The 17,919-nt window shown below is 64.0% G+C and carries 18 protein-coding genes, 1 pseudogene and 1 riboswitch; of the genes and pseudogenes, 10 read left to right on the plus strand and 9 right to left on the minus strand.

What is annotated here, in order from left to right:
- The first annotated feature begins 64 nt into the window (after nucleotides 1-64).
- Complete coding sequence (locus RM2_RS14705) at nucleotides 65-535, plus strand: DUF3995 domain-containing protein (RefSeq protein WP_072690307.1); 471 nt, start codon at nucleotides 65-67, stop codon at nucleotides 533-535.
- A gap of 22 nt (nucleotides 536-557) precedes the next feature.
- On the opposite strand, the gene RM2_RS24560 is transcribed toward RM2_RS14705, so the two are convergent.
- Complete coding sequence (locus tag RM2_RS24560; RefSeq protein WP_169846737.1) at nucleotides 558-827, minus strand: hypothetical protein; 270 nt, start codon at nucleotides 825-827, stop codon at nucleotides 558-560.
- Between the two features lie 57 nt (nucleotides 828-884).
- On the opposite strand from RM2_RS24560, the gene RM2_RS14715 reads away from it, so the two are divergent.
- From RM2_RS14715 to RM2_RS14730, 5 genes are all read left to right on the plus strand, one after another.
- Nucleotides 885-1,505 (plus strand): thiamine phosphate synthase, encoded by a 621-nt coding sequence (locus RM2_RS14715; RefSeq protein WP_072690309.1) that lies wholly within the window; start codon nucleotides 885-887, stop codon nucleotides 1,503-1,505.
- Between the two features lie 301 nt (nucleotides 1,506-1,806).
- Nucleotides 1,807-2,019 carry a hypothetical protein gene (locus RM2_RS24565; RefSeq protein WP_169846738.1) on the plus strand — a complete coding sequence of 71 codons (213 nt, stop codon included), beginning with the start codon at nucleotides 1,807-1,809 and terminating at the stop codon, nucleotides 2,017-2,019.
- 48 nt (nucleotides 2,020-2,067) lie between these two features.
- The gene (locus RM2_RS14720) at nucleotides 2,068-2,784 is read left to right on the plus strand and encodes a TetR/AcrR family transcriptional regulator (RefSeq protein WP_072690310.1); all 717 of its coding nucleotides are present in this window, start codon (nucleotides 2,068-2,070) and stop codon (nucleotides 2,782-2,784) included.
- A complete protein-coding gene (locus tag RM2_RS14725) occupies nucleotides 2,781-3,704 on the plus strand; it encodes an ABC transporter ATP-binding protein (protein ID WP_072690311.1) in 924 nt (307 codons plus the stop codon). The genes RM2_RS14720 and RM2_RS14725 overlap by 4 nt, the downstream gene beginning before the upstream one ends.
- The gene (locus RM2_RS14730; RefSeq protein ID WP_072690312.1) at nucleotides 3,701-5,338 is read left to right on the plus strand and encodes an ABC transporter permease; all 1,638 of its coding nucleotides are present in this window, start codon (nucleotides 3,701-3,703) and stop codon (nucleotides 5,336-5,338) included. Before RM2_RS14725 ends, RM2_RS14730 begins: the two co-directional genes overlap by 4 nt.
- Here RM2_RS14730 and RM2_RS14735 read toward each other — a convergent pair.
- Nucleotides 5,270-6,850 carry an APC family permease gene (locus RM2_RS14735; RefSeq protein WP_072690313.1) on the minus strand — a complete coding sequence of 527 codons (1,581 nt, stop codon included), beginning with the start codon at nucleotides 6,848-6,850 and terminating at the stop codon, nucleotides 5,270-5,272. The genes RM2_RS14730 and RM2_RS14735 overlap by 69 nt on opposite strands.
- A gap of 308 nt (nucleotides 6,851-7,158) precedes the next feature.
- Here RM2_RS14735 and RM2_RS23985 point away from each other — a divergent pair, with 308 nt between their 5' ends.
- Nucleotides 7,159-7,368: a hypothetical protein gene (locus RM2_RS23985; protein WP_139277784.1), complete on the plus strand. Its 210-nt coding sequence runs from the start codon at nucleotides 7,159-7,161 to the stop codon at nucleotides 7,366-7,368.
- 54 nt (nucleotides 7,369-7,422) lie between these two features.
- On the opposite strand, the gene gcvT is transcribed toward RM2_RS23985, so the two are convergent.
- From gcvT to RM2_RS14760, 4 genes and pseudogenes are all read right to left on the minus strand, one after another.
- A complete protein-coding gene (gene gcvT, locus RM2_RS14745; protein ID WP_072690315.1) occupies nucleotides 7,423-8,538 on the minus strand; it encodes a glycine cleavage system aminomethyltransferase GcvT in 1,116 nt (371 codons plus the stop codon).
- A 411-nt stretch (nucleotides 8,539-8,949) separates the two neighbouring features.
- Nucleotides 8,950-9,041: riboswitch (glycine riboswitch) on the minus strand.
- A 558-nt stretch (nucleotides 9,042-9,599) separates the two neighbouring features.
- Nucleotides 9,600-9,746, minus strand: a pseudogene (locus RM2_RS25940) (MFS transporter); the annotation flags it as partial.
- Nucleotides 9,747-9,945: 199 nt separating this feature from the next.
- Nucleotides 9,946-11,472 (minus strand): flavin-containing monooxygenase, encoded by a 1,527-nt coding sequence (locus RM2_RS14755; RefSeq protein WP_072690317.1) that lies wholly within the window; start codon nucleotides 11,470-11,472, stop codon nucleotides 9,946-9,948.
- A 32-nt stretch (nucleotides 11,473-11,504) separates the two neighbouring features.
- Nucleotides 11,505-12,398 (minus strand): SDR family oxidoreductase, encoded by an 894-nt coding sequence (locus RM2_RS14760; RefSeq protein ID WP_072690318.1) that lies wholly within the window; start codon nucleotides 12,396-12,398, stop codon nucleotides 11,505-11,507.
- Between the two features lie 82 nt (nucleotides 12,399-12,480).
- Here RM2_RS14760 and RM2_RS14765 point away from each other — a divergent pair, with 82 nt between their 5' ends.
- On the plus strand, nucleotides 12,481-13,131 hold the full coding sequence (locus tag RM2_RS14765; protein ID WP_072690319.1) for a TetR/AcrR family transcriptional regulator: 651 nt from the start codon (nucleotides 12,481-12,483) through the stop codon (nucleotides 13,129-13,131).
- Between the two features lie 47 nt (nucleotides 13,132-13,178).
- On the opposite strand, the gene RM2_RS14770 is transcribed toward RM2_RS14765, so the two are convergent.
- Together RM2_RS14770 and RM2_RS14775 are read right to left on the minus strand one after the other, a co-directional pair.
- On the minus strand, nucleotides 13,179-14,291 hold the full coding sequence (locus RM2_RS14770; RefSeq protein ID WP_072690320.1) for an AbrB family transcriptional regulator: 1,113 nt from the start codon (nucleotides 14,289-14,291) through the stop codon (nucleotides 13,179-13,181).
- A gap of 1,097 nt (nucleotides 14,292-15,388) precedes the next feature.
- Nucleotides 15,389-16,189, minus strand: coding sequence for a helix-turn-helix domain-containing protein (locus RM2_RS14775; protein WP_072690321.1), 801 nt, complete (start codon nucleotides 16,187-16,189; stop codon nucleotides 15,389-15,391).
- 86 nt (nucleotides 16,190-16,275) lie between these two features.
- On the opposite strand from RM2_RS14775, the gene RM2_RS14780 reads away from it, so the two are divergent.
- The gene (locus RM2_RS14780) at nucleotides 16,276-16,836 is read left to right on the plus strand and encodes an SRPBCC family protein (protein ID WP_169846739.1); all 561 of its coding nucleotides are present in this window, start codon (nucleotides 16,276-16,278) and stop codon (nucleotides 16,834-16,836) included.
- Nucleotides 16,837-17,089: 253 nt separating this feature from the next.
- Here the strand turns inward: RM2_RS14780 and RM2_RS14785 are convergent, their stop codons facing one another.
- The gene (locus RM2_RS14785) at nucleotides 17,090-17,458 is read right to left on the minus strand and encodes a hypothetical protein (protein WP_072690323.1); all 369 of its coding nucleotides are present in this window, start codon (nucleotides 17,456-17,458) and stop codon (nucleotides 17,090-17,092) included.
- Nucleotides 17,459-17,613: 155 nt separating this feature from the next.
- Between RM2_RS14785 and RM2_RS25650 the strand changes: the two genes are divergently transcribed.
- A complete protein-coding gene (locus tag RM2_RS25650; protein WP_281250420.1) occupies nucleotides 17,614-17,739 on the plus strand; it encodes a hypothetical protein in 126 nt (41 codons plus the stop codon).
- Nucleotides 17,740-17,919: the final 180 nt, after the last annotated feature.

Genomic DNA, 17,919 nt, shown 5'->3' on the forward strand with positions numbered 1-17,919 from the left:
CGGCTGTCCTGTTTGGCGATCGGGCAGCAGGTCCTTACGAAGGTGTCTGGGATATGTTGGCGCCATGACTACCCTCCCGGTCGTCACCGTTCGTTCTCTAGGAACGAAGGCGCGCATCGCAGGCCTCACCGGCTCGTCGGCGTTCGCAGCGGCGGCATTGGTCCGCACCGCATGGGGCCTCGGTTCGGCATGGCCGCTGCGCAGCCGGGCCGACTTGGCCGATGCTGTGGTGGGGAGCGACACCATGCCTGATGCTCGAGCCTGCTTCGCCGTTGTTGGACTCGCGGCGGCTGCGGCCGCTTTGGTGGCCGGAGCGGGCGGGATGGGCAGGGCCGCAACGATGGCGAGGGTCGCCTTGGCCACCGGCGTTGCAGCGCGCGGCGTCGCCGGAGGACGGGCAGCCACCAAGGTCCTCGGTCTGGAGGAACCTTCACCACGATTCATTCAGTTGGACAACACGGTGTACCGGCCGCTCTGCCTTGGTACGGCCGCAGCCATCCTCACCGCCGCAGTCACGTACCCAGCAATCGACTAAGCACTCGAAGAAGCTCGCTCGCTCAGCCTCCGATATCCACGAGGGTTGGCAACCGTACGCGAGCGACGCCATCGCCCGCGCCCTCGTCGACACCACCCGCCGCACCCTGTGGATCAAAGTTGCTGGCACTAGACATCCCCGAGCCACCGACTGCGGGCGTTGGGGTGCGCCGCTTGCCCGCGATTCCTAGCAAAAGGAGGATTCCGGCCCCCACGGCCCGGACCGGGGTGCGTGGACGCAACCGAATGAGTCGGTCTTCGACGATGTCGACGAAAACGACCACCCGTATCATCGGGTTGTCATCCGCGACAGGCCCTACGCAGATTTCACCGATCAGAGGGGCGCATACGTGAAGTCCGGCATTGGCGCATGGCCTGCGCTGTACCGCATCACACCATCCGACATTGCACCGCACCAGTGGGACGAGCTGACGGGGTTGGTGTACGCGTCGGCTGCGCTCCCTTGCATCGTCCAACTCCGGCTTCCGATGTGGTCGCTGCAGCAGGTCCGGGACATAGCGGAAGTTGTGTCGGCTGGGCCACTGGCTCGGAACATTCATTTGATGATCAATGCCGACATCGCCGGAGCCCGGGCCATCGACCGGTGTGGGGTGCATCTGAAATCCGCTCAGTTGATGGCCGCCTCCACGCGGCCGCTCCCGGCCGATCGGCCAGTCGCCGCGAGCTGCCACAACGCTGCGGAGCTCGACCATGCGGCCGCGCTGGGTCTGGACTTCGTGACCCTCTCCCCGGTAGCGCGAACACAATCACACCCCGGCGCCCCACCGATGGGTTGGCGCCGATTCCGCGATCTCGTTCGTGCATGCCCGCTTCCGATCTACGCGCTGGGAGGAATGTCGCCGAATCATCTGGCGGTCGCGGTCACCCATGGTGCCCACGGTGTCGCAGGTATCCGCGGATTCTGGGCACCACGGTCGCCCGAAGCTCCCTGCGAGACGGGAGAGATCTGAAACGCGGTGCGAGCCAGGCACGGCGGGACTCGATCTGCTCAGGAGTCGGCACGGGTCAGTCGGCGAGTGCGCCGAGCACGGCGCCGTAATCCTCATCAGCGAGGAGCCCGTCGTCGAGGGCCCGCCCGACCTGGCTGTTGAATCCGCCCTCCCTGATAGGGGGACGTCGTTGGCATAGGGGAGGGGGTTGGAGGCACCCGGCTTCTCGTATGCCCGCGCGATCGACTCACGTCGTACCGTGGCGCGGCCGATCTCTCCTGCGGCGTAGCGGGCGGCGATCGCGTATGCGGTTCCCCTGTGCGTGCCTGGTCGAACATCGGGGGCCGGTCCCTGTATCGCGATCAAGCGCGGTCTCGCAGGATGGTTCTCGATTGTCGTCGAGAAGCTCTCTGCGCGGGCAGCGAGTTCCCGGTATTCCGTCGACGCGTTGGCCGCGTTGGCTCACCAACGGCAAGTGCTCGTTGGTGAGCCGGTAAACGACGAGATCGTCGATCCCAGTTGTTGCGGAACTTGATTCCCGAATGCCTTGCGTCGGATTGAACACTCGTTTAATATATTGAACATGCGTTTAATGGATGACGGCGCCGAGGCCTCGCGGCGTGATATGACAACCCGCGCCCGGATTCGGGATGCGGCGATCGCGGTGTTCGCCGAGGCCGGATTCACCGCCGGGGTGCGGGCCGTCGCAGCCGCAGCGGGGGTGTCGCCGGGCCTGGTGAATCACCACTTCGGGTCCAAGGACGGGCTTCGCGCCGAATGCGACACGTACGTTCTCGATGTCATTCGGAGGCAGAAGGCGGAGGCGATCGCCACGCCCGGTCCCGCCCAGGCAATGCAGGCCCTCGCTGAGATCGAGGAGTACGCCCCGCTCTTCGCGTACATCGCGCGAAGCTTCCAGGCGGGCGGCGGACTCGGCGAATCCCTCTTCGAGCAAATGGTCGAAGACGCCGAGCAGTACCTCGAAATGGGAGTGGCAGCCGGTCAGGTGCGGCCCAGTCGCGATCCGGCGGCCCGGGCGCGGTATCTCACCCTCAATAACGTCGGCGCGATGCTGCTCTACCTGCAGATGCGCGCCGACACAGAAACTCCGCTCGACTACCGCAAGGCCCTCCGCGACCTGGCCACCGACCTGACCTTGCCCGCTCTCGAGATGTACTCGGAGGGGTTGCTGGCCGATTCGTCGATGCTCGACGCCTACCTGTCCACCGAAGAGGGCGCCGCCGAAGCCGAGGCGGCTACAACAGAACATCCCGACTCCACCACCGAGGAGCAGTCATGAGCCCGATCATCGAAGTGCGCAACCTGGTGAAGACATTCGGACGAACCCGGGCGTTGGACCGACTGGACCTCGAAGTCGGCGAGGGCGAGGTACACGGTTTCCTCGGTCCCAATGGCGCCGGCAAGTCAACCACCATTCGCGTGCTGCTCGGCAGCCTGCGCGCCGACAGCGGTGAAGTCACTGTGTTCGGACGCGACCCCTGGCGCGATGCCGTCGCGCTGCACCTTGACATGGCCTATGTTCCAGGCGACGTGACGCTCTGGCCTTCGTTGTCGGGAGGGGAAACCATCGACCTCCTCGGGCGGATGCGTGGTGGGCTCGACGAAGCCCGCCGACGCAGCCTGATCGAGCGTTTCGACCTCGATCCTCGGAAGAAGGGCCGGGCGTACTCGAAGGGCAATCGGCAGAAGGTGGCGTTGGTGTCGGCGTTCTCCTCCAACGCTCGCCTGCTTCTGCTCGACGAGCCGACTTCGGGACTGGATCCGTTGATGGAAAGGGTTTTTCACGAGTGCGTGGCCGAAGCCAGTGACCGTGGCGTGACGGTGCTGCTGTCCAGTCACATCCTGTCCGAGGTGGAGGCACTTTGTGAGAGGGTCACCATCATCCGGTCCGGGCGAACCGTCGAATCCGGTACGTTGGCATCGATGCGGCACCTCAGCCGCACGTCGATCAAGGCCGAACTCCTCGGTGACCCAGGCGATCTGAGTTGCATCGAGGGTGTGGCAGATATTCATCTGGACGGGTCGGCGCTCAATTGCCAGGTCGACGGCGCACATCTCGGCGAGCTCATTCGCGTGCTCGGCGAAATCGGCGTGCGTAGTCTCGTCAGTCAACCGCCTACCCTCGAGGAACTCTTCCTGAGGCACTACGAGATCGATGACGCCACGACGTCAGACAAGGCGGAGAGGGTTCGGGTATGAGCACCGCCACGACTACTCGAATCCGACCCGCCGAACCGGCCCCGGTATCCACGTCGGACTTCACCGGGGCGCTGCACTTCTTGCGACTGTTCCTCCGCAGGGATCGGATTGTTCTTCCGCTGTGGATCCTGATCTTCGCAGCCACGCCCGCTCTGTATATCGTCAGCATCGCCGACATCTATACCACCGAAGACCAACTCGCCACGTTCGCGGCGACGACGGCGGCCAGTCCGGCGCAGATTGCAATGTTCGGGCCGATCTTCAGTTCCAGCCTGGGTTCCGTCGGGCTGTGGAAGGCGGGCATCTACTACACGTTTATTGCCCTGGCGGTCATTCTCACGTTCATCCGCCACACCCGTGCAGAGGAGGAAACCGGCAGGGCTGAACTTCTTGACTCAACTTCCGTCGGACGGTACGCAAGTCTTACTGCGGCGCTTACCTTTACCGGTGGCACCTCAGTCATCGCCGGGATACTCTGCACAGCAACCCTGTTGACGCAAGATGTTCCCGTGGCTGGATCAGTCGCCTTCGGGGCTTCCTTGGCCTGCTCCGGCCTGGTTTTCGCCGGCGTGGCTGCTGTGTCGGCGCAGCTGAGTGCCGGTGCCCGCGTCGCTCGCGGCATTGCGTTATCGGTACTCGGCGCGGCGTTCGCGTTGCGTGCGGTCGGTGACGCCGGTTCCGGCACACTGTCCTGGTTCTCGCCGCTCGGCTGGGCCCTGCAAATCCGCCCTTACGCAGACGAGCGCTGGTGGGTAGTGCTGCCCAGCCTGGCTACGACGGCCGTACTCGTTTGGGTAGCATACGCTCTCGTGCGACGCCGCGATGTCGGATCTGGGCTGATCGCCGAGCGACCTGGCCCCACGACCGCATCGCCCGCGCTCAGCGGAACTCTCGGGCTGGCGTGGCGGATGCACCGCGGGACGCTCGCGGCCTGGACGGTGGGGCTCGGACTGTTTGGCCTGCTCATCGGCAGCGCCGCCACGGGGATCGGTGGACAGGTCGGCGACAGCCAGGCGATCCGGGACATCATGACCCGGATGGGCGGATCAGACTCGCTGGAAGAATCGTTCATCGGCTACGCCTTCACGATGCTCGGAATTGCCGCTGCGGCGTACGCGATCTCCGCGTCTCTGCGCCTGCACTCGGAGGAGAATGCTCAGCGCATCGAATCCGTGACCGCCGGCCCGGTCGGCCGTGTCCGATTTGCGTCGAGCCACATCCTGTTCGCTCTGCTCGGATCGGCCATTGCGGTGGTCGCTGCCGGAGTGACCGCCGGAGTTGCCTACGGCGTTTCCATCGATGATGTGGGAGGGACATTGCCTGGCGTCGTCGGTGCGGCGCTGGTGCAGGTTCCCGCAATCTGGATGCTGGCGGGGGTCACGGTCGTCCTGTTCGGCGTCATCCCGCGGTTCGCACCGGCGGCGTGGGGAGTGCTTGTCGCGTTCCTCCTGATTTTCATGGTCGGATCGATCGCTCAGTTCCCGCAGGCGGTACTCAATCTCGAGCCGTTCAGTCACGCCCCCAAACTTCCGGGTGAGCAGTTCGAGGCCACGCCGCTCATGTGGTTACTTCTCATCACGGGTGTGCTGATCACGGCGGGCATGACGGCGTTCCGGCGGCGCGACTTGCGCTGAGGTGGAAGGCGTGTCAAGCGTCGCCGGAGGGATCTTCGGCGACGCTTGCCGCACCTCCACCTGCGTGTGATCCTGGTGTGATGGCTCGCTCTGAACTTGATGAGCATCAGACGCGGCGTGAGCGATTCCGCGCGGGCGTCCTTGTCGTACCCACGTGATGTACAGCGCCGCGGCCAACAGCAGAGAGGCCGCCAATGACACCAACGGTCTGCCGCGGGCCAGGTTGACGACCAGCGTGAACCCGACGACAGCTGCGCCGAACATGTTGACAACCAACCAGCCGGTCTCGGCGTCTTGGTGTGAGAAGCGAGCCATGGCAAGCAGTCCCATCAGGAAGCTGATGAATACGGCCACGGCGTAGTAGAGCACCAAACGTTGATCCTGCGCCCCGCCGGTAATGGTGACGGCAACGGCCATGATCGCGAATACGACTACTCCCGAATACGGGGTGTAGTGGCTGTTCGTGCGTCCGAGCGGGCGAGGAAGAATTCCGAGCTCATGGCCGGCACCGTCGGTGCGACGAGCGAGCGCCTTCAACAAACCGGGCCCGGCCTGGAATGACGACGAGGCTGCGGAGAGTAGGAGGAGGGCTGTTGCACCCTGGAACAGCCCGTAGACGGGTGTGGGCACCGAGGCTTTCGCGATGTCGGCGATGAGGGTGGAGCCCGTGTCTGGGATATGCCCGCCCAGATGAACGGTTGCCGCGGTCAATCCGATGGTGAGTCCGCCGACGATTCCGAGTGTGAGCCACAACGTGATCCGGCCGAATTGACGGCGTCCATGATCGTCGAGCTGGCCCAGTTGCGCGATGGCCGAAGACGGGGCCTCCACGCCGGTCGCCAAGGCCATCGCGACCGGGAACGCCAAGGCAACTGACAGGGCGGGCGCGTGCGGTGCCTGAGCGACCGTATCGGCGGTGTTCACCGGCGTGGTGAATGCACCGATGATCACGAGCACCGCGAACACGATGAAGACAACCGTCAACACCGCGAAGACTGCCCGGCCGAGATTGCCGAACCACGTGATACTCGCGACGAGCAGGATCAGTCCTACCGCTAGCGGAATTCGCCACCCGGACAATTCCGGGGCGTAGTCGATGATCGCCGAAGTTCCGGCAGAGACACTGATGGCGATTGTCAGAACGAAGTCGACGATCAGTGCTCCGATGGGCAGGAACGCCCATCCTTCGCCGAATGCTTCACCCGCGGCAGCGGCTGCGTCTCCCCCCATGGGATATCGCGCGACCAATCTTTGATAATTGACGATGATGAGGCAGATGATCGCGACCACCAGCGTCATCGTGACCATGAGCAGGGCGAGGTCCCCGCCGAGTGCTCTCAGGGCCGCTTCGATCGCGTATGCCACCGACGACACCGGATCGGCCATGACAGCGAACGCAAACGCAAACAGCAAGACCGAATGCGAGGCCGAGAACCGGTGAACCTTTCCGTCGCCTGGTACACGTCGACCGGGGTGCGCGAGGCCGGACGTCTTTCCCGAAGAGCCCTCCATCGGTACCGTCCTTCCAGAACGCGGCAAACCTCGGTGAATGGGGCTCGCGACCGACCGCTACTCCGATCGGCGTATCCGGGTTTGATTCGTTTCCCGAAACACCTAAATCATTCCTACCGCAGAATCGCGTTACTGGCCGCTCGAGTGCGCGCCCGTCCTGCGTCCTCACGAGCGGTGTGCACGACGACCTCGCGGCGGATCCGCGGCATTACGGTTCGGATTGCTACCAGGCGCGTATCGTTCCCACGAGCCGCCAGTTGGTACCTGGCACATGGAGCAGTCGACATGGAGGGGAACCCAAGGGAATCATGACTGACCCACCCGAACCCATGAACATGATCGTCCAACCGCCGAGCGGTCGACCCCGGAGAAGCCCGCTGTGGCTTGCAACCATCGGGACCACCGTGCTCGTATCGGCGTTCCTCAACTGGACGTGGTGGTGGGGCGCCGTAAGCGCCTTCGCGGTGGTTGTGCTCGGCGACAAGTTCCTTCCGAAGGCATTTACCACTCGAAGCTGACGTGCTGAGCAATCCGTGCCCGGGGATCGAGAAGATCCCCGGGCACGGATGCGTTCAGGAGCGACGGTAGAACGGTGACGGGGTGACCACGAAGGCTTCCTTCTTGCCACGAAGGTCGACGGTGAGTTGGGTGCCGGGTTCGCGGAGTTCGACGTCCACGAATCCGAGCGCGATCGGGTGTCCGAGGGTCGGTGACAACGCCCCGGAGGTGATCGTGCCGACCGTCGACCCGCCGTCGGCGGAGTGGACGGTGTAGCCGGCGCGCGCGGCCCGACGGCCGGTTCCCGTGAGCCCGACCAGCACTCGTTGTGGAGCTTGCTCCGACAGTTGCGCCAACGCGTCGCGCCCGACGAAGTCCTTGTTCAAACGGACCACTCTGCCGAGCCCAGCCTCGAAAGGGTTGGTATCCAAATTCAGCTCGTGGCCGTACAGTGCCATTCCGGCCTCGAGCCGAAGGGTGTCCCGGCAGGCGAGACCCGCGGGAACGCCGCCACGTTCGGTGGTGGCGTCGAGGAGTGCGCGCCACAACTGCACAGCCTGTGCGTTCGGCACGTAGAGCTCGAATCCGTCCTCGCCGGTGTATCCGGTGCGGGCGAGCAGGACATCGATGTCGGCGACCACTGCCCGGGTGACCGCGTAGTACTTCAACTCCGCCACCGTCTCGGCCAGCCGGTCTGGAACGAGAGCCTGCACGATGTCCTGCGCGGCCGGTCCCTGCACCGCGATCAGCGCGGTCTCGCCGGATTGGTCGTCGACTGTCGCCGAGAAGTTTTCGGCGCGGGCAGCCAGCTCGCGGTACACCGTCGATGCGTTAGCCGCGTTGGCTACCACGAGGAAGTGCTCATTGGCGAGTCGGTAGACGACGAGATCGTCGATCACTCCGCCGTCCGCGTTGCAGAGAAGCGAGTACTTGGCCCGGCCGACCCCGATATTCGAGAGTTCGCCGGCCAGTGCGTAATCCAGAAGGGCGCCGGATTCCGTTCCGATGACAGCGATCTCCCCCATATGTGAGAGGTCGAACAGACCGGCCTTGGTGCGGACGGCGTGATGCTCGGCCAGTTCGCTGTCGTACTTCAGCGGCATCTGCCAACCGGCGAAGTCGGTGAAGTGGGCGCCGAGCGTGCCGTGCTCGACGAGCAGCGGGGACTCGGGGGTCGCGGTGAGAGTCATGTGTGGGCCTCCTCAAGGGTCTCGGCGATCGCCGAAGTTTCGATGTCGGTGTGGTTCTCGAAGGCCGACGGTGTGAGGCACGAGCAGGCGAGGGTGCGGTCGCCGCGGTCGTCAGACCGTCCGGGCACTCGAGGGCGAAATATGCCCAAGTAATCGGAAGAAGGCCCGCGGCCGGGTCCGATGCGGGGTGACAGAAAGTCGCCGGTGAGGGGTGCACCCGGAGGGGTGGCACGCAATTCAACTGACAAGAGGTGACTCCGGATTCCTCGAGTCCGGACCGCACCGGACATCGACCTTGGGGGGCACCTCCCCGCTCTGTCCTGAAACCTGAGAGATTGGGCTACCGCGGTTGCGGGATGCTCTTCACCTTCGGTAAGTACCGGCCTGGCCGATCCTGTTCTCCAGAGTTGCCTCTTCGCTGCGGTGCTGGGGCCTGAGAGATTCCCGGGGAGGAAGTTGCTCCTACGGCACCTCCTGATAGGAGGTTCTCCCGCTGCGTGTCGACGGCTTCTTCAGTTGTGACCCGCCAAACAGTACACTGGCGCCACGGTTCTGTCTTCTCTCGGATTTCACTCCATCGAGGGGGTCGGCGAACTGATCGGCAAGGCACCGTTTCTCTATAACTTCGAGGTGGGGCGTCCGAGGCGGCGAAGTTCGTGCGTGCCCATCCCCGCAAGGGGAGGCGCTCACGGCGGTGGTTCAGCGGAAGGTCAGCGGCGTGTCCGCTGTCGCGGCGGTGGTGGCTGCACCGGTCCTGTCCAACCTCAGCCGGGATACCGCAAGTCCTGCGAGAACGAAGGACACGGGCGACCAGCATGTACAAGTACGCCGGTGACCAACTGCGGTCGAGGAGGGCGGCAACGATGGGTGACGCGATGACTCCGCCGAGGGTCGCGCCAATGGCGTACCCGGTCGAGTTGAGGCTCACTGCGAGTCCCCGATAGCGATTCGACACGGATTCGCTGGCGATGACGTTGCTGCTGGCCAGGATTCCACCGATGCCGACGCCGGTGAGTGCGGGGAGCAGGCCGAGTTGAATTGCATTTTGACTGAGGGCCTCATTCCTGCGACACCGACTGTGCTGTGAACGCCATGACGAGCACACCGAAGCCGTCGAGAACATTGAGTAGCACACAGATGGCGATGGTGCCCCACTGATAGCGGGTCATCGGGCTGTCGTCGATTCGTTCGCGTAGATCGAATGGTATGCGCTGGTCACTGCTTTCCTCGAGCGCGCTGCGATGCGGCTCACGACTGACCCAACCGTGGCGCATGGACCACTCATTTCCAACAACCCTTCCGGATGTTGGAACACCCGAATGTTGGAACACAAGGAGGCGGGAATTCGACGAGGCCGCCGTCGCCGGCGGCCTCGTCACCCTCGATCCGGTCCGCGCCGGATCGCCCTCAGCGCCTCGCCGGCTCCGCGGTGAGTGACCGTGTTCCGCTGAACATCATCGCGTCGTCCGCCACTTTTCCGTGCCGAAGCGTCACCAGATCGCGGAAGTAGTTCATCCGCAGTCGCCAAGGCGCTTCCGAACCCTGCTTCGGGAAGGACTCCACCGAACGCAACACGTAACCTGCGGCAAAGTCGAGGAATGGTTCCTCCGCGACCGAGGGGTTGCGTTCGGGGGCGCACTGGGCGTACCCGTTTTCGTCCATGTGTGCGAGCAGGCGGCAGACATACTCGCACACCAGATCGGCCTTGAGAGTCCAGGACGCATTGGTGTATCCGACGACGAACGCGAAGTTGGGCACTCCGCTGAGCATCATGCCCTTGTAGGCCATGGTCTCGCTGAGATCGATATCGCGGCCGTCGACGGCGAGTGTCATCCCGCCGAAGGCGAGCAAGTTCAATCCCGTTGCGGTGACGACGATATCGGCATCCAAGTCTCCGCCCGACTTCAACGTGATGCCGGTGTCGGTGAAAGTGTCGATGTGATCGGTCACGATCGACACGTTGCCGTCGCTGATCGACTGGAACAGATCACCGTCGGGCACGAGGCAGAGTCGCTGGTCCCACGGGTTGTATCGGGGCGTGAGGTGGGTGTCGATGTCGTACCCCTCCGGCAGCAAACCTTTCTGCAGTTGCCGGATGCGACCCTTCATGAACTTCGGGTACCGCTGGCACAGTTGATAAATCGCGGTCGACACCGTCGCGTTCTTGAGCCGCGTCAGTGCGTACGCGAGCCGTGACGGTAGGAGGCGCCGCAGACCGTTAGCCACCTTGTCGGCGCCGGGCAGCGCGAGGATGTACGTGGGCGAACGCTGAAGCATCGTTACGTGTGCCGCCTCGGCTGACATCGCGGGCGCGAGTGTGACAGCCGTGGCGCCGCTGCCGATGACTACGACGCGTTTGCCCGCATAGTCCAGGTCATCGGGCCAATGCTGGGGATGGACCACTCGACCTTCGAATTGGTCGATTCCAGGAAATTCCGGGGTATAGCCCTCGTCGTAGCGGTAGTAACCACTGCAGGACATCAGGAAGTCGGTGGTGAGCCGAACGATTTCACCGGTGTCGGTGCGTTCGGCGTCGACCCTCCACTGCGAGTCTGCGGTGGACCACTCGGCGCGGACGACGCGGTGCCGGAACCGGATATTGCGGTCGATGCCGTGGTCGGTGGCCGTCTCCTCGAGGTACTCGAGGATGTCGGCCCCATCGGCGATCGACTGATCCTTCTCCCACGGTTTGAAGCGGTAGCCCAGCGTGTACATATCGGAGTCGGATCGAATTCCCGGGTAGCGGAACAGGTCCCATGTGCCGCCCATCGACTCGCGGCTCTCCAGGATTGCGAACGTCCGGTGAGGAAAACTCTTCTTCACGTGGCACGCGGCGCCGATTCCCGACAGCCCGGCGCCGATGATCAGGACATCGAGATGTTCGACGGGGGTCTTCGCGTCGTGGATGTCGGTCGCGGTATCGGCGTGTGCCATGAGCGTCCTTTCGATCGGGCAGGAGGGGGCAGTTACTTCGGGTCTACGGCGACGTCGTCGAGGGCGACATTGCGCGCACTGGTGGACCGGCCGAGCTTCGCGACTTCCTCGTCCATCTTGGGAAGGATCCTCGGGATGTGGCGGAGGACGGCACGATCGCCGAAGCGCGAGGTGATCACCGACTTCAGCCACCCGACCACCCCGACCCAACCTGGGACGTAGACCCGGCGCTTGCGCCCGGCCAGTCCGTCGACGAAGGCGTCGACGCAGGCGTCCACCGATGTGGTCTTGCCCAGCGGTCCCGGCAGTACTGCGAGGAACTCGTTGAACGCGGGGAGGTCGGTCTTCGTGTCCTGGACCAGCGGTGTGTCGATCCATGACATGTGTGCCGAACCGATGGTGACACCCCGGTGTGCGACTTCGATGCGCAGGGCGTTGGCGAAATGCTCGACGCCGGCCTTGCTCGCGTTATAGGCCGCGAGACCGGGGGCGGGGGTGAACGCGGCGAGGGACGAGACGATCAGGATGTAGCCCTTGCGTTCGATCACGGACGGCAGCGCCGCGCGGACCGTGTGGAAGGCGCCGAGAATGTTGACGTCGATGACTCGTTTGAAAGTCGAGGGATCGACCTGCATTACCGAGCCGTAGCTGGCGATGCCGGCATTCGCGAGGACGAGATCGATGCCGCCGAACTTCGCGACGCCCGCGGCGACGGCCTTCTCCATGGCGGCGAGATCGCACACGTCGGCGGCGATGGCGATTATTGCGTCGTCACCGAGTTCGGCGGCGAGAGCCTGTAGCGGTTCCGCGTCCAGATCGATGAGCACCAGCTTGACGCCCTTGCGGGCGAGGGCACGGGCGGTCTCGGCGCCGATGCCCCGCGCTGCGCCGGTAATGAGGGCGACTTTGTTCTTGAGGGTGGGCATAGTCATCTCCTGGGGGTATGTGTGATCTGGCACCATTCGGTGTCAGTTTGTATCTGGAACTACGCCGTGTCAACATTGTGAGGTGAATTGTTGGTCGAGTTCGATCGGACTGGAGGCGACGGGTCGCACCTACCGCGGTGCGGGACCTCAACAGCGCCGGGAAGAGCGGCGCACCCGCCTGGTCGATGCTGCGGTCGAAGTATTCGGTACCAGCGGATACCGCAGCGCGACCGTCGAAAAGATCTGCACCGCGGCCGGGCTGACCAAGCGATATTTCTACGAGTCGTTCGACGGCAGGGAAGCTTTGCTGTTGGCGGCCTACGCCGGCGTTACTGACCGACTCCGAGAGAGTATCGTTCGTGGTTCCGACGGCGGCGTGGATCTGGACGCCAAGATTCGGGGGGCTCTCACAGTATTCTTCGAGACAGTCGCCGCCGACCCGCGGATTTCACGGATCGCGTTCCAGGAGGTCCTCGGGGTCGGTCCCGAAGTGGACGACGCCTACCGTCGTGTCACGCGGTCCTTCGTAGACGCCGTCCTCGTCGTCATCGAACCAGAGGTCGATTGCAGCACCCTGCCCGACTTCCACCTGCGTACCCTCGCGACCGGCCTGGTGGGCGCCGTGCTGATGATCGCGCAGCAGTGGGTGCTGTCAGGCAATCTCCAACCCATCGACACCGTCATCGCGGGAGCGCACACCATTTGTATGGCTGTCCTGCGCGAAGTCGCCTGACCCCCGCGAGGGTCTCGCCCCTTCGTTTCGCCCAATGTGACATTCGTTCAGTCTGAGTGCGCCGGTGTGACATTGGGCGACCTCTGTGGTGGGGGCATGAAACGGAGGTAGGCGCGGGCGCCGAGTGGGGCGGCAAACAGCATGATCACCAAGCGGATGACCTGCACGGCCGCGATGAAAGTGACGTTTGCTCCGCTCGCTGAGGATACGGCCAGTACTGCGGACAGACCTCCGGGGGTCGTAGCGAGGTACCCCTCGAGGAGACTGATGCCGGTCGCATGCGCGAGCAGTACGCCGAGGGCCGCGCACGCGCCCACAACACCGAGGATCAGGATCACGGCTATCGGGAGCACCCGGACGATCGCTCGCATGCTCGCCGGAGTGAAGGCGAGCCCTGCCTGCCACCCGATCACTGCGAATGCCAGGGGAAGGAGCAGTTGTGGGACGGTCACAGTGTCGACCCATCCGGTGAGCTCGATAGCCCCCGCGATGGTCAGTGGGCCCAGCATGGCCGGAGCGGGCAGTTTAGCGAGGCGAGCCAACCGGGTCCCTAGGACAATGCACCCGACGACCAGCGCGAACCCGACGTACCATGGCGCCCCTCCGGATCCGGAGTAGTTCTGAGGCGACGGGTTCGTGTTCACGGTATCGAAGAGCAAGGTTGCCACCAGGGGCATAGTCACGATGATCAAGGCCACCCGTACGTACTGAATCACGGCGACGGTGCGTTCGTCGCCACCGAGTTCCTTGCTCATAGCAACAAGCCCTTGGGCGCCGCCCGCGACCATCGACAGCGCACCCGTGAGCGTATCGACACTGCGGTGCAGTCCGAGCAGTGCTCCTGCGGCAATGCTGATGACCAGAGTTGCGATGCAAACGCCCACGGCGGGAATCCAATTCGATCCCAATGTCGCCAAGGTGTGTTTGTCGACCATGAAGCCGACGCTGACGGCGATCACTCCCTGTGCCGACATTCCCACCGCGCGAGGCACCCGAGTCGGCCCAGTTCCGCTCAGCGTGCAAATTGCGGCCACGACCAGTGCTGCGAACACAGTCGCAGCAGCGAGGCCCAGCGTGCCCAGCACGCTCCATACGAGCGCAGTCCCCGCAAGCAATGTCATCCACTGCGTCGTGAATCGGAGACTGTGACTCCATCTCATGACGGCAAGCTTAGGCTTGGTAAACAGTCAATCGCAGGGGGGCGTTCGCGAAGGTTGATCCAGATTGATCCTCGATTTACATTCAGACGAGCCAGAATCGAGGGTGTCCCGGAACCGTTCTTGGTTTGCAGAACATCCCTTGCAGCGGCCCGCACTCGGCCGGCGGTCTCGACCCGTTGCACCGCGTTGCAGCCATTGCACGAGCGCAGCAGACAGCACTACAGTCTTGTGCTCCGCAATGCTGTGAATCGGTGGCACTACCGAGAGCGGGGCACTACAGATCAGACCGAGAAGCATCCGCCGGCAACCCGGCCTCTACCCCCCGGGAGAGCGCGGTCAGACCTGTCGCGTTGCGAGCCGTCGACCGAGCCGTTGGCGAACTTGTTGGCACCTGAGGGACAGTCGCGCGAAAAGTAGCGTCAAGAGGTGACGCCGAACGGCGTCTTGCTGCCGGTGATTTCAATTCTGGGTGATGGATGATGGCGCCTAGGGCCGGTTCGGTGCGTTCTCTCAGATCGAGGTGGAACGGTTCTTACATCTGGACGATGAGGACCGTCGCCTCGTCGCGGCGCGACGCCGGGACCGCAACCTTTGGGTTCGCCGTGCAGGTTGTCACGGCCCGTCACCTGGGCATGTTGCAACGACATCTTGTGATGTCGGTGTTCGTGGTGGCTGGTACGGGGTCTGACGTAGCTGGCGCCACGCATTCGGCCGAGGCCAGATGTGGACCGGGCCTGTCGCACCAGGCAGGCGACGCGGTTGAACAACCGTCGCATCTCGTTGATTGTCAGTGGGATCAGATCGGCGACTGCGGACAGCGGCGTGACCGCGCCGCCGGCCCCGCTTCAAAGCGATCGTCTACGTCGTCGATGGCAACTGGGCCCGGGTCCGAGCCGTCGACCCCGACTTCCGTCCACTCCTTGTTCGTAACGCCACCAACGCTGGGTGCTCGCAGCGGTGGACGAGACCCGCGCCCGCCTCTACCGACGTGCCCCTACCGCGTCACCAACCTCATGAACCGCAACACCAACCGGGCGTCAGTAAGTTGTCAGGTGAGTCGCTTCGAAGGCAGCGCTGACAAGTATCGGTCTTGTTTGTCAGTGGATTGCCGGTTGAGTTGTCCCCGCCTCCCGAAAGAAGCGCTCCGCGTCGCTATCGAGGGGATACAGCAGCTCGACCCGAAGCTCATCCAGCGTCACAGCGATCGTGGTGTCGAACCGGGCAGCCATGCCGATCGTCCGAATCACCTGCCCGCCTATCCGAAACCATGGGCACACCACCACTCCCTCTGCCGCCTTAGACGGCCGGGGCAGCCCCGCAGTGGACCGCTCAGCGAGCACCGCAAGCTCACGCAGCGTGTCATCGAACGGTCTCAGTGCAAGCTGGTGGCGCAATCGGTCCATGCCAGCCCAGGCAACCTGCGGCCAGTTGACGATCGCGTCGGCGGTGGCGGGGTCGGCGAAGTAACGATGCGCAAGGTTGCTACCGAGCAGCGCGTCGCCAAACAAGGTGGCGCACGCTCGATTGGCGAGCAACACGTTCCAGTGTTCATCGACGACGACCGCCGGGTAGGGCATATGCGCGGTCAGCAGCTGATTGATCGCGGCGCGAAACGGCGCCAGATCGGCATCCTCCAGCGCCGCCTCGGGGTAGGCGGCGGGCAGGCCGGCGGCCGCAAGCAGCCGGTTCTGTTCGCGCAACGGGATTCCGAGCGCCTCTCCGATGCGCAGCACCATCTGTTCGCTGGGCCGCGACCGACCCGTCTCCAGGAACGACACATGGCGCGACGTGGAGCTCACCGCTGCCGCCAGCGCGAGCTGACTAAGTCCCCGATTCCCTCGCCAGCGCCGCAGCAGGGCGCCGAAGGGGCTAGTGGTCGCCTGCTGCCCACGAGTCATGACGTCAGTGTTCCATGTGCCCGCCGAGGCTCCGATTCCCTGTAGGGGAATCGACTCGCCAGCGACGCGAGGCCATGCTCATGGGCATGAAACTGTCCAATAAAGAGGAGATCATAGCGCCCGCCGAGGCTGTCTGGGACGTCATCGGCCGTCGGTTCGACAAGATCGGTGAGTGGGCCACCGCCGTTCCCGCCTCCGCCGCTATCTCGGGTTCGCTGACCGTGGATGAGGCGCCGGTCGCGGGCCGAATCTGCCAAACCGGCATCCGGGTAGCGCCAAGTGTGACTGAAGCGATCGTTGCCTACGACGACTCCACACGAAGCCTGACCTATGAGGCCGTGGAAAAACCTGGCTTCCTGTCAGTTGCACGTAACCGCTGGACCGTCACGCCTGTGGACCAGCGCCGCAGTACGGTCAGCTACGACGCTGTCCTCACCACCCGTGGTGTGTTTGGCCGGCTGGCAGGGTGGTGGATGCTGATCCTGCTTCGACACGCCGGTCGGCAACTGCTTGCGGACCTGGCGCACTACGTGGAGCACGGCGTGCCGTCGCCACGCAAGCAGGCCCAACTCGATCGGGCAACCCGACGAGGACGGCGCCCGACGGTTCGGGCGGGCTTGACGACGACTGGGCGGACCGATCACTGACCCGCTCCTCGATGAGGAGACATCAACTCGGTGGCCCAGAGCAGCCGTTGCGCGCTGTGGGCGCGCTGCACCGTCCGCACCAAGCCCTGCTTGTGGGTGCCGCTCCGACGGTCGGACCAGCAACCCATTGGTCAACGGTCTGATGGGAGTTCCGGGACGGTGGGATGGACGGGACTGACGGGTTTGAATCCCGTGAGCCCCAGTGGAGCTGCCCGCAGCGATGCGCGCACTCTCGCTGGCAACCAGAGCTGATTCACAGCGAAAACCAGTGATTGTCCGCCGCCATACTCTCGAGCGGATCGTTGCCTGCTTCCCGAGACACCCGCTGCTCGGCAGCCAGGAACCATTCCAACGGGAAATCCACGGGACTGTCGATGATTCTCTTGTCGTACTCCGAACCGATTCGACGATCACAGGCGGCAGAATCCCAGCAGCGTCGTGTGCCCGAATACCTTCCAGCAATTCCCCCGACGGGCTTGTGAGCATTCTTGCAGTCTGAGCACGAAGCGGCCACCCCGCTTACCCCGTACTTACTCAACTCGACTAATTGCTGGATGTTGAACTGCGGCAGATCAACGGAGCGGTCAGAGCGGATGGTTTGGTGCGCCAATAGCAGCCCCATGACCGGCGAGATATCCGCTCCGGCGGACCCTCTTGTGATATCGACACCAGTCGTGAACTTGTCGGTTGAAGGGGCAGCCCCGATAGCTGCGATTTCCGCTGCGAGCCAGCATGGTCAGTAAATGTTACTCAACGCTCGGGCGGTGTTGCAAAACGGTGAAGTCGGACCGCCCGGCCTTTGTTGAATCGGAGCGCCTGCTGGAACTTCGCATCGTGTTCCATCAGCCGCCTTATCGCCGTGAAGAGCGCATCGACAAGACCGAACTGCTTTCTCCGCGCTGAAGAGGGAGTTGAGAATCACCTTGCGTAGGGCCCTCGGCGCCAGTTGACCGTTTCTGTCCGCCGATTCTGCGAGCGACTGAAGATGCCACCCAAGATAGGAAGCCACCTCCTCGGGTTCGTCTCGGTAGTCGTCCACTCGGGTGCTTCAAGGCTTCACGGTCGAGGAAGGTCTCCATCTAA

It is taken from the genome of Rhodococcus marinonascens NBRC 14363 (assembly GCF_001894885.1).
Lineage (GTDB): Bacteria > Actinomycetota > Actinomycetes > Mycobacteriales > Mycobacteriaceae > Rhodococcus_F > Rhodococcus_F marinonascens.

Bases quoted from the DNA above. Each gene is read 5' to 3' on its own strand.
- RM2_RS14705 (WP_072690307.1), top strand. From the start codon at position 65: ATGACTACCCTCCCGGTCGTCACCGTTCGTTCTCTAGGAACGAAGGCG.
- RM2_RS24560 (WP_169846737.1), bottom strand. From the start codon at position 827: ATGATACGGGTGGTCGTTTTCGTCGACATCGTCGAAGACCGACTCATT.
- RM2_RS14720 (WP_072690310.1), top strand. From the start codon at position 2,068: ATGCGTTTAATGGATGACGGCGCCGAGGCCTCGCGGCGTGATATGACA.
- RM2_RS14725 (WP_072690311.1), top strand. From the start codon at position 2,781: ATGAGCCCGATCATCGAAGTGCGCAACCTGGTGAAGACATTCGGACGA.
- RM2_RS14730 (WP_072690312.1), top strand. From the start codon at position 3,701: ATGAGCACCGCCACGACTACTCGAATCCGACCCGCCGAACCGGCCCCG.
- RM2_RS14735 (WP_072690313.1), bottom strand. From the start codon at position 6,850: ATGGAGGGCTCTTCGGGAAAGACGTCCGGCCTCGCGCACCCCGGTCGA.
- RM2_RS23985 (WP_139277784.1), top strand. From the start codon at position 7,159: ATGACTGACCCACCCGAACCCATGAACATGATCGTCCAACCGCCGAGC.
- gcvT (WP_072690315.1), bottom strand. From the start codon at position 8,538: ATGACTCTCACCGCGACCCCCGAGTCCCCGCTGCTCGTCGAGCACGGC.
- RM2_RS14755 (WP_072690317.1), bottom strand. From the start codon at position 11,472: ATGGCACACGCCGATACCGCGACCGACATCCACGACGCGAAGACCCCC.
- RM2_RS14760 (WP_072690318.1), bottom strand. From the start codon at position 12,398: ATGCCCACCCTCAAGAACAAAGTCGCCCTCATTACCGGCGCAGCGCGG.
- RM2_RS14770 (WP_072690320.1), bottom strand. From the start codon at position 14,291: ATGAGATGGAGTCACAGTCTCCGATTCACGACGCAGTGGATGACATTG.
- RM2_RS14775 (WP_072690321.1), bottom strand. From the start codon at position 16,189: ATGACTCGTGGGCAGCAGGCGACCACTAGCCCCTTCGGCGCCCTGCTG.
- RM2_RS14780 (WP_169846739.1), top strand. From the start codon at position 16,276: ATGAAACTGTCCAATAAAGAGGAGATCATAGCGCCCGCCGAGGCTGTC.
- RM2_RS14785 (WP_072690323.1), bottom strand. From the start codon at position 17,458: ATGGGGCTGCTATTGGCGCACCAAACCATCCGCTCTGACCGCTCCGTT.